The organism is Rhodococcus sp. DMU2021, from assembly GCF_019641445.1.
GTDB lineage: Bacteria > Actinomycetota > Actinomycetes > Mycobacteriales > Mycobacteriaceae > Rhodococcus > Rhodococcus pyridinivorans.
In genome coordinates, this window is sequence record NZ_JAIFKB010000018.1 from 64,938 (window position 1) to 77,269 (window position 12,332).

Annotated in this window: 13 protein-coding genes; 9 read left to right on the forward strand and 4 right to left on the reverse strand. The window is 67.9% G+C overall.

The window, feature by feature from the left end:
• The first annotated feature begins 54 nt into the window (after window positions 1–54).
• The 3 genes from K3M35_RS21235 to K3M35_RS21245 are packed head-to-tail and all read left to right on the forward strand — an operon-like array spanning window position 55 to window position 3,022.
• The gene (locus K3M35_RS21235; RefSeq protein WP_006554684.1) at window positions 55–1,266 is read left to right on the forward strand and encodes an acyl-CoA dehydrogenase family protein; all 1,212 of its coding nucleotides are present in this window, start codon (window positions 55–57) and stop codon (window positions 1,264–1,266) included.
• Complete coding sequence (locus K3M35_RS21240) at window positions 1,263–2,291, forward strand: phosphotransferase family protein (RefSeq protein WP_033097444.1); 1,029 nt, start codon at window positions 1,263–1,265, stop codon at window positions 2,289–2,291. The genes K3M35_RS21235 and K3M35_RS21240 overlap by 4 nt, the downstream gene beginning before the upstream one ends.
• Window positions 2,288–3,022 (forward strand): SDR family oxidoreductase, encoded by a 735-nt coding sequence (locus tag K3M35_RS21245; RefSeq protein WP_220666955.1) that lies wholly within the window; start codon window positions 2,288–2,290, stop codon window positions 3,020–3,022. The genes K3M35_RS21240 and K3M35_RS21245 overlap by 4 nt, the downstream gene beginning before the upstream one ends.
• A gap of 3 nt (window positions 3,023–3,025) precedes the next feature.
• On the opposite strand, the gene K3M35_RS21250 is transcribed toward K3M35_RS21245, so the two are convergent.
• On the reverse strand, window positions 3,026–4,405 hold the full coding sequence (locus tag K3M35_RS21250; RefSeq protein ID WP_039583729.1) for a cytochrome P450: 1,380 nt from the start codon (window positions 4,403–4,405) through the stop codon (window positions 3,026–3,028).
• A gap of 95 nt (window positions 4,406–4,500) precedes the next feature.
• On the opposite strand from K3M35_RS21250, the gene K3M35_RS21255 reads away from it, so the two are divergent.
• Complete coding sequence (locus K3M35_RS21255; RefSeq protein WP_006554893.1) at window positions 4,501–5,121, forward strand: TetR/AcrR family transcriptional regulator; 621 nt, start codon at window positions 4,501–4,503, stop codon at window positions 5,119–5,121.
• Window positions 5,122–5,186: 65 nt separating this feature from the next.
• On the opposite strand, the gene K3M35_RS21260 is transcribed toward K3M35_RS21255, so the two are convergent.
• Window positions 5,187–5,909: a hypothetical protein gene (locus K3M35_RS21260; RefSeq protein ID WP_006554654.1), complete on the reverse strand. Its 723-nt coding sequence runs from the start codon at window positions 5,907–5,909 to the stop codon at window positions 5,187–5,189.
• Between the two features lie 108 nt (window positions 5,910–6,017).
• Between K3M35_RS21260 and K3M35_RS21265 the strand changes: the two genes are divergently transcribed.
• Genes K3M35_RS21265 through K3M35_RS21280 form a run of 4 tightly spaced genes read left to right on the forward strand, consistent with a single transcriptional unit; the run spans window position 6,018 to window position 8,527 of the window.
• Entirely contained in the window at window positions 6,018–6,548 is a 531-nt protein-coding gene (locus K3M35_RS21265; RefSeq protein ID WP_006554655.1) for a methylated-DNA--[protein]-cysteine S-methyltransferase, read from the forward strand.
• The gene (locus tag K3M35_RS21270; RefSeq protein ID WP_033097440.1) at window positions 6,535–7,050 is read left to right on the forward strand and encodes an RNA polymerase sigma factor; all 516 of its coding nucleotides are present in this window, start codon (window positions 6,535–6,537) and stop codon (window positions 7,048–7,050) included. The genes K3M35_RS21265 and K3M35_RS21270 overlap by 14 nt, the downstream gene beginning before the upstream one ends.
• On the forward strand, window positions 7,038–7,634 hold the full coding sequence (locus K3M35_RS21275) for a methylated-DNA--[protein]-cysteine S-methyltransferase (RefSeq protein ID WP_006554657.1): 597 nt from the start codon (window positions 7,038–7,040) through the stop codon (window positions 7,632–7,634). The genes K3M35_RS21270 and K3M35_RS21275 overlap by 13 nt, the downstream gene beginning before the upstream one ends.
• Window positions 7,631–8,527 carry a DNA-3-methyladenine glycosylase gene (locus K3M35_RS21280; RefSeq protein ID WP_039583723.1) on the forward strand — a complete coding sequence of 299 codons (897 nt, stop codon included), beginning with the start codon at window positions 7,631–7,633 and terminating at the stop codon, window positions 8,525–8,527. The genes K3M35_RS21275 and K3M35_RS21280 overlap by 4 nt, the downstream gene beginning before the upstream one ends.
• Here the strand turns inward: K3M35_RS21280 and K3M35_RS21285 are convergent.
• Window positions 8,500–10,065 (reverse strand): bifunctional 3'-5' exonuclease/DNA polymerase, encoded by a 1,566-nt coding sequence (locus K3M35_RS21285; RefSeq protein ID WP_220666956.1) that lies wholly within the window; start codon window positions 10,063–10,065, stop codon window positions 8,500–8,502. The two genes, K3M35_RS21280 and K3M35_RS21285, sit on opposite strands and share 28 nt — an antisense overlap.
• A gap of 132 nt (window positions 10,066–10,197) precedes the next feature.
• Window positions 10,198–11,703 carry a YhgE/Pip domain-containing protein gene (locus K3M35_RS21290; protein WP_006554660.1) on the reverse strand — a complete coding sequence of 502 codons (1,506 nt, stop codon included), beginning with the start codon at window positions 11,701–11,703 and terminating at the stop codon, window positions 10,198–10,200.
• Window positions 11,704–11,919: 216 nt separating this feature from the next.
• On the opposite strand from K3M35_RS21290, the gene K3M35_RS21295 reads away from it, so the two are divergent.
• Window positions 11,920–12,324: a hypothetical protein gene (locus K3M35_RS21295; protein ID WP_033097552.1), complete on the forward strand. Its 405-nt coding sequence runs from the start codon at window positions 11,920–11,922 to the stop codon at window positions 12,322–12,324.
• Window positions 12,325–12,332: the final 8 nt, after the last annotated feature.

The window sequence follows — 12,332 nt, forward strand, 5'->3', positions numbered from 1 at the left end:
TGCCACCGTGAACTCGACCGAGCGATCGATCGGTCGGTACGGAAGGAGCTCAGCATGGCGGTCGACCTGTCCTACTCGGATCACGTCCGGGACCTCATCGCGCGGACCGAGCAGTTCATCCGCGACGAGGTGCTTCCCGTCGAGGACGCCCACGGTGGCGACATCACCGCGGCCGGTGGCGACGCGATCCGGGCGGATCTGCAGAAGGCCGCCAAGGCTGCCGGTGTCTTCGCTCCGCACGCGCCCGTCGAATACGGCGGCCACGGCCTGGACATGTCCGACCGCGCCCCGGTCTTCGAGGCGGCCGGCTACTCGCTCTTCGGTCCCACCGCGCTCAACATCGCCGCGCCCGACGAGGGCAACGTGCACATGCTCGCGCACATCGCGAGCGACGAGCAGAAGCAGCAGTTCCTCGCGCCCCTCGCCGCCGGCGACGTGCGCTCGGCCTTCGCGATGACCGAGCCCGCCCCCGGTGCCGGTGCCGATCCCAACGCTCTGAACACGCGCGCCGAGAAGGTCTCCGGTGGCTGGAAGATCAACGGCCGTAAGCACTTCATCACCGGTGCCGACGGCGCCGGATTCTTCATCATCATGGCCCGCACGTCCGGCGAGCCCGGACAGCGCGGTGGCGCCACCATGTTCCTCGCCCCCGCCGACACCGCGGGCCTGAAGGTCGGTCGCCACATCAACACCCTCGACCGCTCCATGATCGGTGGTCACTGCGAGGTCGACTTCGAGGACCTGTTCGTCCCCGACTCCGCCGTGCTCGGCGAGGTCGACCAGGGCTTCGCCTACGCGCAGGTGCGCCTCGGCCCCGCCCGCATGACGCACGTGATGCGCTGGCTCGGCGCCGCTCGCCGCGGTCACGACACCGCCGTCCGCTACGTCTCGGAGCGTGAAGGATTCGGCTCCCGCCTCGGCGATCTCGGCATGATCCAGAAGATGATCGCCGACAACGAGATCGACATCGCCGCGACCCGCGCGCTGCTCGTGCAGGCGTGTTGGGAGCTCGACCAGGGTTCGCACGCCTCGAACGCCACGTCGATCGCCAAGACCTTCGCCGCCGAGGCGATCTTCCGCATCGTCGACCGTTCCGCTCAGATGTGCGGCGGTCTCGGTGTCTCCGAAGATCTTCCGATCGCACGCCTCACCCGCGAGGTCCGGCCGTTCCGCGTATACGACGGTCCGTCCGAGGTGCACCGCTGGGCCATCGCCAAGCGCGCCGTCGGTGCCGTTCGCAAGGCGGCCCGCGAGGCCGCGAAATGACCGCCGTACACGAGGGACTCGATCTTGCCGTTCTCGAGCGTTTCCTCGCCGATTCCGGTGTGACCGTTCACGGTGAACTTCGGGCGGAGCTCATCTCGGGTGGCAAGTCCAATCTCACCTACGGGTTGCGCGACGAGAAATCCCACTGGGTCCTGCGTCGCCCCCCGACCACGGGCCTGACCCCGTCTGCGCACGACGTCGCCCGCGAGTTCCGCATCACGTCGGCGCTCAAGGGCACCGGTGTGCCGGTCGCGCCCACCGTCGCCCAGTGCGAGGACGATTCGGTGATGGGCGCACCGTTCACCGTCGTCGAGTTCATCGACGGACGTGTGGTGCGCAGCAAGGCCGACCTGGATGCGCTCGGCGACGACGAGATCGACCGCTGTGTCGGTGAACTCGTGCGCATCATCGCCGAACTGCACAATGTCGACTTCGAGGCCGTCGGCCTCGGGGGACTGGGCCGGCCGGACGGCTACGTGACCCGGCAGGTGAAGCTGTGGGCGAGCCAGTGGGGCCGGGTGAAGACCCGGGAACTGCCGGATCTCGAACGGCTGCACGCCGCGCTCGCCGAGTCGATTCCGGAATCGCCCGCTCCGTCGATCGTCCACGGTGACTACCGTATCGACAACACCATCCTGGACCCGAACGACCCGGCACGCGTTGTCGCCGTGGTGGACTGGGAACTGTCCACCCTCGGCGACCCGCTCACCGATCTCGCCATGATGTGCGTGTACCGGCATCCGGCACTCGACGACATCCTGGGCTTCCCGGCGGCATGGTCGAGCGAACGACTGCCGGCGGCGGACGATCTGGTGCAGCGCTACGCCACGGCGTCGGGGCGCGACATCGCCAACTGGAACTTCTACATGGGTCTGGCCTACCTCAAGCTCGCCGTCATCGCGGAGGGTATCAACCATCGGTGGCGTGCCGGGGCGACCATCGGCGACGGTTTCGACCGCGCCGGTGAAGCCGTGCCCGACCTGGTGGCAGCAGGACTCGCAGCACTGAAGGGAGCCCACGCGTGACCAGCGCGCTCGTGACCGGAGCCTCGAGGGGTATCGGCCTCGGAATCGCCACCCGTCTCGCCGAACGCGGCTACGCACTGACGATCAGTGCCCGCGGGGCGGAACGCCTCGAGAGTGTCGCCGAGCGTCTACGGGAGGCGGGTGCCAAGGAGGTACGCGCCGTCGCAGCCGATCTCGCCGATCCGGAAGCCACCGCCCGCGTCGTGGAGACGCATCGCGAGGCGTTCGGTTCCATGAAGGCGCTGATCCTCAATGCCGGTGTCGGCACGGCAGGCTCGATCGCCGAGTTCCCGGCCCGACGGTTCGACAAGACGGTCGCCGTGAACCTCAACGCTCCGTTCGCGATCATCCAGGCGTCGCTGCCGTTGCTGCGCGCCGAGGCGGAGAACGATCCGGCCCGCGGATCGAAGATCATTGCGCTCTCGTCGATCACAGGTGTCTACGCCGAGGCCGGTCTCGCCGCCTACGGTGCGACGAAGGCCGCGTTGATCTCCCTGGTCGAGACGCTCAACGCCGAGGAGTCCGGCAACGGCATCTCCGCGTCGGCGCTCGCACCCGCATACGTCGACACCGACATGTCCGACTGGATCAAGGACAAGATTCCGGCCGAGTCCATGATCGAGGTGAACGACGTCGTCGAGATCGTCGACGCGCTGCTCAAGCTGTCGTCGCGGGCAGTGGTGCCCAAGCTCGTGCTCAGCCGCGCGGGCGCAGGTCTCTACACCGCCTGATCTCTACACGGCCTGACGTTCGGGGTCGGTCGACCGCTGTTTCAGGTCGACCGGCTGGCCGTCGGACGGGAACGGCAGCGACGTGAAGTCGAGCGGGGCGACGTAGCCGGGGTCGACGTGCCAGTCGAAGCGCAGCAGCAGTTGGTGGACGATCGCTTTGACCTCGACCCCGGCGAAGTGCATGCCGAGGCATTTGTGCACGCCCCCACCGAACGGCTCCCAGGCGTAGCGGTGCACCTTGTCCTCGCGTCGATGGTCCGCGAAGCGTTCGGGATCGAAACGTTCGGGCTCCGGCCAGTACTCCGGCATGTGGTGCGTGAAGTGCGGTGCCACGGAGGCATACGTACCGGCCGGCACGAAATATCCCCGGACCTCGGTGTCGCGCACGGCCCGTCGCGCCAGGACCGGGACCGGGGAGACCAGCCGGAGGCATTCCTTCATCACCAGATCGAGGCTGCCGAGCGCATCGAGGTCGGCGTGACTCGGTGCGGCGGTGCCCAGCGCGAGCGACTCGGCCCGGCACCGGTCCTGCCACTGCGGGTGTTGCCCGAGATACTGCATCATCGTGGAGATCGTGATGGTCGACGTGTCGTGCGCGGCCATCAGCAGGAAGATCATGTGATCGACGATCTCGTCGTCGCTGAACCGTTGTCCCGCTTCGGATTCGATGTGGCACAACACGGAGAAGAGGTCGTCCGTCTCCCGCGACCGTCGCGCCGGGAGATAGTGCCGGAAGAAGTCCTCGAGCACTCGGCGTCCGTCGAGTCCGCGCTTCCACCGGGTGCCGGGGACGGGGTACCGGACGATCGAGGTCGCCGCCTGCACACAGTCGATGAATGCCTTCTTCACCGCTTCGATCTCGGCCGGTGTGGAGTCCTCGGCCCCGCCCATGAAGATGTCGGTGGCGAGATCGAGCGTGAGTGTCTTCAGCGCCGTGTATGCACGGAATCCGTCGGTGGGAACCCACCTGTCGAGCTTCTGGGTGATCGACGGATTCATGGCATCGACGGTCTTCTCGAGGCGTGATCGGGTGAACGCCTGCTGCATGATGCGGCGGTGCCGGAGATGTTCCTCCGAGTCGAGGAGCATGAGGCCACCGTGGAAGAACGGCCCGATCAGTGCCGACCAGCCGTCGCCGTTGGCGAAGGCCCGGTCCTTGTTCTGCAGCACCTCCTGGCAGGCGTCGGGTCCGAGAACCGAGATCCAGCGTCGACCGGCCGCAGAGAAACAGGAGACCTCGCCGTATCGGTCCCAGTGCTTCTGCATCATCGCGAGTGGATCGCGGATGTATTCGAGGACGTGCCCGATACCGGGTATTCCCGATCGTCCCGGGACCGGGCGCAGATGGGAGTGGGCGGGGGGAGCCGCCAGGATCCGGGTCACGACGAACCTCCAGTTCTGCGGATATCTGACAGGAGACCCTGTCAGATTGGGGTGTAGTCTGCGTCACATCGGTCCGGTCTGTCAAGATCGGTCCCATGACTTCCCCCGCGCCCCGCCGCTATGCCGGTCTGAGCGGCGAACAGCGTGTCGCGCTGCGGCGCGAAGCCCTGCTCGAAGCAGGACTGGAACTGTTCGCGGCCTCGGGGAAGAGCGGCGCCACCATGACCGCCATGTGCGCCCACGCCAAGCTGACGGAGCGGTATTTCTACGAGAATTTCACCAGCAGGGACGATCTGCTGCAGCAGGTCCTCGACAAGATCGCCGACGAGGTGCGCGAGGCCGTACTCGCCGCGCTCCGCACCGGCACGGGCACACTCGAAGACCTCGTGCGGAACGCCATCGCGTCGTTCGTCGCGATCCTCACCGACGACCCGCGCAAGGGCCGGGTCTCACTCATCGAGTCCGCCGGCTTCGAACCCCTGCGCACCCACAGACGAGCGTCGCTACGGAGTTTCGCCCAGATGGTCGCCGACGAAGCGACCCGCATGTACGGCGACCGGGCGTGGCCGCCCGAACGGGGCGAGATCAACGGACTGCTGTTCGTCGGGGGTCTGGCCGAACTGGTCACCGCGTGGTTGAACGACGAGATCGCCATCTCGCCCGACGAGATCGTCGACGTGGCGACGCACCAGTTCCTCTCCACGGCCCATCAGTAGAGCCGTCCGGTGCGGTCAATCATCACCGACCGCGGTGCGGTCAATCATCACCGACCGCGGTGCGGTCAATCATCACCGTTGGTTTCCTTCTCCTCGCCGCGTCGGCGCAGGAAGTTGAACCCTGGCACGCCCACGATGGCCTGGCGGACGTCCTTGGCGACGAGGAGCAGTTCGTGGATCTCGGGGGAGACGGTGTCGAGTGTCGCCATGATGGGCAGGACCGCGTCGACCCGCTCGGTGATCTCGGGGAGCCGGTCGATGAGCTTGATCGCGGCGCGCAGTTCTTTTGGTGAGAACTCCTCGACGAACTGGGTGGCGAGGGGAGCGGCACGTTCGGCGAGGGGTTTGTAGGTCTCGAGCAGTTCCCCGGCGGCGTCGGAGCTGCGGCCGGCGGACTCGACGACGATCCGCGCGTCGGCCGCGACCACCGTCGCATCGCGCACGACCCCGCCCGTCGAGTCGATGATCTCCGTGGCGCGCGTGACCGCATCGGCGGCTTCCTCCACCACACCGATGGTCGAGGCGATCACCTGCGTGGCCTGCGCGACGGCCACCGACGCTCCCTCGACGATGTCGGTGGCGTCGGTGACCACGCTGTCGATGCGGCGGATCAGCGATTCGACCGAGTCGATGAGCGATTCGGCCTCGCTGAGCAGGCCTTCCACCCGCGTCGGGAGCGACAGTGCGAACTCGGCGGTCTCGCGGGTGCGTCCGAGCACGGTCCGGGTGACGTCGACGATGGAACCGGCGACCGAGACTCCGAGCGCGGGCACAGGCAGCGAGATCATGTCGTCATAGTGCAGTACGTCCGATCGTCGTGATCGCGGACCTCACATTTTCGGCGTCCCGTTCGTCTACCCGGTACAGAGCACACACCGGATGGAAGGATCGAGGCCGTGACCGCATTGCGCACCCACACCGTGATCGACACACCGATCGGCGAGTTGACGTTGGTGAACACCGACGGCGTCCTGAGCGGCGTGTACATGGCCGAGCATCACCCCGCGCCCGACCGCGCCGGTTTCGGCGAGCAGGTCACCGGGGGGTTCGACGAGGCGATCACCCAGTTCGATGAGTACTTCGCGGGTCGCCGTACCCGGTTCACTGTCCCCATCGCTCCCGTCGGCACCCCGTTCCAACGCGAGGTGTGGGAGGCGCTGATGACGATCGAGTACGGCACCACGCGCACCTACTCGGAGATTGCACTCGCCCTCGGCCGGCCCACTGCGGTACGGGCGGTCGCTGCGGCCAATGCCCGCAACCCGCTCTGCATCATCGTGCCGTGCCATCGCGTCATCGGTAGCAGCGGCAAGCTCACCGGTTACGCCGGTGGTCTCGAGCGCAAACGCTTCCTGCTCGACCAGGAGGCACGGGTGCTGAGTTCCGCCGAGCCCGATGTCGCCGGCGATACCCATGTCCCTGCCTGATCACCTACCGCGGGCGAGCCTGCCTCCTTTCGAGGAGGTGGTCACCCGCCACGGCGCGACGGTCCTCCGGGTCTGCCGCGCACTGCTCGGACCGGTCGACGCCGACGACGCCTGGTCCGAGACCTTCCTCGCGGCGTTGCGCGCCTATCCCGACCTGCCACCGGGCAGCAACATCGAAGCGTGGCTCGTGACCATCGCGCACCGCAAGGCCGTCGACATCCACCGGGTGCGCGGGCGGACGCCGGTGCCCACCGAGAACCTCCCCGAACCCGCGTCGGCCACGGGAAACCCCGGTGAGGGCGACGACGAACTGTGGAGCGCGGTCGCCGAACTTCCCTTCACGCAGCGTGCGGCGCTGGTCTACCACTACGTCGGAGGCCTGCCCTATGCGGAGATAGGCACGATCCTCGGCAACAGCCCGGCCGCGGCACGTCGCGCGGCGGCCGACGGTCGGGCTGCGTTGCGTCGTCGGATCGAACACGGAACAGGATGTCGCTCATGAACTTTCCACAACCCTCGGTCGGATCGGCCGATCTCGCGTGGTTGCGGGAGAAGCTCGTACTCGATGCCGAGGCGGCCGGGTTGCTCGATGTCGCGTTCCGCGTCGTCGACACCCCCGTCGGTCCGCTCCTGCTGGCCACCACCCCCGTCGGACTCGTGCGGGTCGCCTACGTCGCCGACGGATCCGACGCCGTGCTCGACGAACTCTCCCGCCGGATCAGCCCGCGCGTGCTCGACGCGCCGCGGCGACTCGACCCGGTGGTCCGGCAACTCGACGAGTACTTCGCCGGTACGAGGACACATTTCGACGTTCCGCTCGATCTGCGTCTCGCCGACGGATTCCGTCGTGAAGTGATCACGCGTCTGCCCGAGATCGAATACGGGCGCACGGCGAGCTATGCCGAGATCGCCGCCGCGGCCGGGAGCCCGCGCGCGGTGCGGGCGGTCGGTACGGCGTGCGCGAAGAACCCGCTGCCCGTGGTGGTGCCGTGCCATCGGGTGGTGCGCAGCGACGGCAGCATGGGGCAGTACGTCGGGGGAGTCGAGGCGAAGAGGGCGCTGCTGCAACTCGAGTCGGTGGCATGATCACCACCCTCCGGATCCCGGTGGCCGAACCCGTTGCGGTGGGGCCGATGCTCGCGTCGCTGCGAAGCCACACCGTCCCCGGCTACGAACACCACAACAGCGCTACCGGCACCCATCACCGCGCGATCCGCACGAACGGCGGCGCCGCGCACGTCGCCGTCCGCTTCGCCGACCCTGCGACACCCGACGACGGGAGACACGGGGATGTGCGACATCTCGAGGTTCATGTCGAGACCGCAGGTCGCGCGGATGTCGAGGAGATCGAAGAGAGGGTCCGGAAGTGGCTCGATCTCGGCGTCGACCCGTCCGTCGTGGATGCGGCATTCGAGCCCGATCCCGTGCTCGGGCCTCTTGTGCAGACCCACCCCGGTCTGCGCGTGCTCGGCACCACCGACTGGTTCGCCACCGCCGTGTCGACAGTGCTCGGGCAGCAGGTGAGTGTCGCTGCGGCATGCACATTCGCAGGACGACTCGTCGCAGCCTTCGGCGACGGTGCACCCGGTGGGTTGCGATGCTTCCCTACGCCGCACCGACTCGCGACGGTCGAGCAGAGCGAGCTGCGTGCCGTCATCGGCACGACGCAGTCGCGCGCCCGCACCGTCGCCGAACTGGCCCGGGTCGCAGCCGACGGGGTGGCGCCGGAGCATCTGTCGTTCGCGGCAGACCTTCTCGCGCTTCCCGGGATCGGACCGTGGACCGTCGACTATCTCGCTCTACGACTCGGCGACCGCGACGCGTATCCGTCCGGCGACCTCGTTCTCCGACGAGCCCTGCAGGTGGAGAGTGCGCGCGAAGCCGCCGAGCGCGCCGAACAATGGCGGCCGTGGCGGGCCTACGCCGTCATGCATCTGTGGACACACGCCACCTACTCGCCGCCCGCATCCTCGGCGTAGACGCTGCGCACGGCGGTGTCCATCGGGAAACGAACCTGCGTGTCGCCGAACATCAGGCGCGTCGCCACCTCGACCGACGCCGTGATGTGCGACGACGCGAGTTCCGGGTTGCCGGTGTGCACCACCACCTCGTCGTGCTGGAAGAACACGAGATCGCCGGCCGTCGGGTCGGGATCGGTGGTCAGCCGCCGTCGCAGTTCCGCAAGCACGCACAGCGCCCACTCGGCCGCGGTGGCCTGCACGACGAAGTTCCGCGTGAACCGGCCCCGCGCATGCGCATCACCGTGGGAGTGGAAGCCTTCCGGAGCGGGTGGGCACGCACGGCCCAGCCACGAATGCACCACCTCGCCACGTTCACCCGCACGGGCGGCACGTTCGACGAAGTCGACGGCGGTGGGGAAGCTGCGACGCAGCACCGTCAGCAGGGCACGCGCGTCGCCCGACGTGGCGCCGTACAGAACACCGAGCACCGCGACCTTCGCTTTCGCGCGGTCGCCGCCGAAGGACGCCGCGGCGACCGGGGCGTACAGATCGTCCGAACCGGCAGCCGCGACCATGCGCCGATCGCCCGACATCGCCGCCAGGATGCGCGGTTCGAGCTGGCCCGCGTCGGCGACGACGAACGACCGCCCCGGGTCGGCGATCACGCTCGACCGCAGCGCCTTGGGGATCTGCAGAGCGCCACCGCCGCGACTCGCCCACCGGCCCGATACGACCGCGCCGGGAACATAGACCGGACGGAACCGGTCGTCGCGGACCCAGGTGTCGAGCCAGTGCCAGCCGTTCGTGCTGTACAACTTCGACAGCTCGCGGTGCCGCAGCAACAGAGGCACCGCGGGATGGTCGATCCGCTGCAGCACATGCTTGCGGGTCGACTCGACGGTGATGCCCTCGCGACGGAACGCCTCGAGCACCTCGCTGTGGGAGGCGGGATTCACGGGGCGGCCGAAGACCGCGCTGACCTCCTCGACCACTTCGGCGATACGGCTCGGCAGGTCGTAGCCGGTCGGGCGCGGCCCGAGGGTGTCCTCGAGGAGGCGACGATGCGCTTGCGCCGAGAACGGCAACCCGTCGAAACCCATCTCGGCCGCTGCGAGAGTGCCGGCCGATTCGGCGGCGGTGAGCAACTCGAGGCGGGCGTCGCCGGAGATGCGGCGACGTTGCTCGGCGAACTGCTCGACCACCGCCTCGACGTCGATCGCGGGAGCCGCATCGAAGAGGCTGGGCCGCTCGTCGACCGGCTCCTCCGCAGTGGGCGGGGGCAGGCCCTCGCGTACGGCAAGGATGGCGCCGGTGGTGGCGAGATCGTGGCATCGCTGCACCCGAACATCGGCGCGGAACAGCTCGGGATAGACCGATGCCGTCGAGGTCCACACCCAACGCGGTCGCGATTCGGCTTCGATCGCAGCGACTGCATCCGCGAATCCGGGGTACTCCCGCACCGAGCTGAGCGGCGCACCGAATGCGTCGACCTCGACGATGCTTGCACCGCGACGGCCCCGGCCGTCCGCAGGATGAGGAACGACGACCGTGCGCACCCATACAGTGTGCTCCATCACGGCGACAGACCCCGACGCGCGGTGACCCCCCGATTCACCCTCGAATTCACCCGTATCGAGAGCGATCCCCGCGAGAACCGCCACTACCGTGGTAGTGGAGGGACTCCGCCGCTACCCCCGACGCGCGGCGGGGTCCCCCATTTCGTTCGTGGGCCCGTCGCTTTCGCCCGCATGCTCGGAGCTGCCGGAGGATTCGCCCGTATCGTCACGATCGTCCTCACCGGCGTCCACGCTGTCGTTCGAACGAACCGTGTCGGTCGCGACCGCAGAATCCCGAACCTGCTGTCGCGACGGCCGCCAGGGCAGACGCACGGGTGCGTCCGCGGCCCGGTGGAAACCGACACGGTCGTAGATCCACGTCACCAGGGCGCCGACGACGAGACCGAACACGACGCCGACGATCGTCATCGTCACGCCGTGGCCGAGCCCGGCGTCGGGTCGTCCGTCGAAGTAGAGGATGGACCGCACCGCGAGATAGATCTGGTGCATCGGCTCGAAGGTCGACAACCATTCGAACATCCGCGGGGTGGCCTCGATCGGAATGGTGCCACCGGACGACGGCAGGCCGAGCACGATGAACACGATCAGGTTCACCAGCAGGCCCGCCGCGCCGAAAATCGACATCACCGCGAGGGACGTGATGCCCACGGCCGAGATCGCGAGCGCCCCGTACTCCCACAGCAGCAGCGCGCGCGGCGCCGGCATGCCGAGTGCGGTGGCGATCCACACATACAACGCCGAGACGATCAACGACATGACCACCGTGATGCCCCACTTGAGTGCCAGCACCTGCAGGCGCGACATCCGGGTGGTCTCCCGCGCGATGTAGAGGGGGCCGTATTCGGTGGGCACGAAACCGAGGGCGCTGTCGACGACCGCGTTGATGATCGTGGCGCCGGTGAAGCCGGCCAGGATCAGCAGCAGGGTGTAGAAGAAGGCGGACAGGCCGGCGCCCGTCCCGTCGGGCAGCGGCTTGTGCTCGACGGTGAGTGCATCGATCGGCTGGGTCAGGACGAGGCTGGAAGCTCCGGACAATTGCAGGTCGGGTGCCGACTCTGCGAGCGTCGCGGTGACGGTCTCGGTCAGCTGCTGCCCGACCGTGTCGTTCACCTGGGTCAGCGCGCGGTCGCCGATCGTCGTGACGATGCCCGTCGCGAACGCGCCCGTCCGGGGATTCGTGTAGAGGGTGATGATCGGCTTCTCGATGTCACCGGGAACGACCGAGGCCTGCGCGAGGATCGAGATGCGTTTGGTGAAGTCGCTCGGGATGACGATCGCGCCGTACAGGCTGCCGTCGTCGAGGCCCTGGTTGGCGGCCGAGATTCCCATCCGTCGGAGGTCGATCTCCTCGGGATCGATGCCGTCGAGGATGCCCTCGGTGATCTGGTCGCCGAAGTTCTGTCGCTCGTCCGATCCGGGCAGCACATCGCCGACGTCCTGATTGACGATGGCCATCGGGAACTGTCTCAGGTTCTCGCTCGGATCGAGGAGTGCGCCGAGATAGAAGTAGGCCAGGGCACTCATCATCGCTGCGACGACAGCGAAGGGCGCGAGCCAGAAGCGCGGGCTGCGAAGGGTGCCGTGGTGCGGATCGGTGGTCGACTGGGTTGAACTCACCTATCAATTGTGCACACAGATGTGTGCTCTTGGAGGGCTGGAGTGCTCGAATGCACGCGAGGTCGGGTTGCGTGATCTGTCACTCGAAGGCGTCCTCCCCGCCCGAATTGCCGGAAAGCGTCGGAGATCGACAATCTCGGTTTGTCGTATCGGACCCCGCGGTCCGTGTTTCGATGTGGTCGACGGACGGATCCGACAGAATGGGCGGAGGGAACGATGGCGAACGGATTTCGGCGGGTACTGCGAGCGGGAGCGGTCGCCGCAGTGGCAGGAGGGATCGTCCTCGGCGGCGCCGGCATCGCGGCGGCGCAGGACGAGTGGCCGGTCCAGCAACCGAACAGTCCGATCTACGTGTACGACGTGGACCCCGCCAACTGGCTCACGCCGGACGAGCTTGCCTACTGGAATCCGCTGGTGAACGAGCCGCGGCTGACCTCGCCCTTCGGCACGAACACCCGCATCGTGTGTCAGGGCTTCCACGGCGTGACGACCGATTGCTGGCAGGCCGACCTCGAAGGCCGTCCACATAAGCTTCAGCGTCTGCCCGCGAACCTTCCGAATGTGACGGGGTCGAGCGCACCCGGCGGAGGCGTCGGGCACTTCGTGTATCCGCTCTTCTGATCCGTACG

Coding starts and splice junctions, on each gene's coding strand:
- K3M35_RS21280 (WP_039583723.1), top strand. CDS start 7,631: ATGATCACCACCCTCCGGATCCCGGTGGCCGAACCCGTTGCGGTGGGG.
- K3M35_RS21270 (WP_033097440.1), top strand. CDS start 6,535: ATGTCCCTGCCTGATCACCTACCGCGGGCGAGCCTGCCTCCTTTCGAG.
- K3M35_RS21235 (WP_006554684.1), top strand. CDS start 55: ATGGCGGTCGACCTGTCCTACTCGGATCACGTCCGGGACCTCATCGCG.
- K3M35_RS21275 (WP_006554657.1), top strand. CDS start 7,038: ATGTCGCTCATGAACTTTCCACAACCCTCGGTCGGATCGGCCGATCTC.
- K3M35_RS21240 (WP_033097444.1), top strand. CDS start 1,263: ATGACCGCCGTACACGAGGGACTCGATCTTGCCGTTCTCGAGCGTTTC.
- K3M35_RS21255 (WP_006554893.1), top strand. CDS start 4,501: ATGACTTCCCCCGCGCCCCGCCGCTATGCCGGTCTGAGCGGCGAACAG.
- K3M35_RS21295 (WP_033097552.1), top strand. CDS start 11,920: ATGGCGAACGGATTTCGGCGGGTACTGCGAGCGGGAGCGGTCGCCGCA.
- K3M35_RS21260 (WP_006554654.1), bottom strand. CDS start 5,909: ATGATCTCGCTGCCTGTGCCCGCGCTCGGAGTCTCGGTCGCCGGTTCC.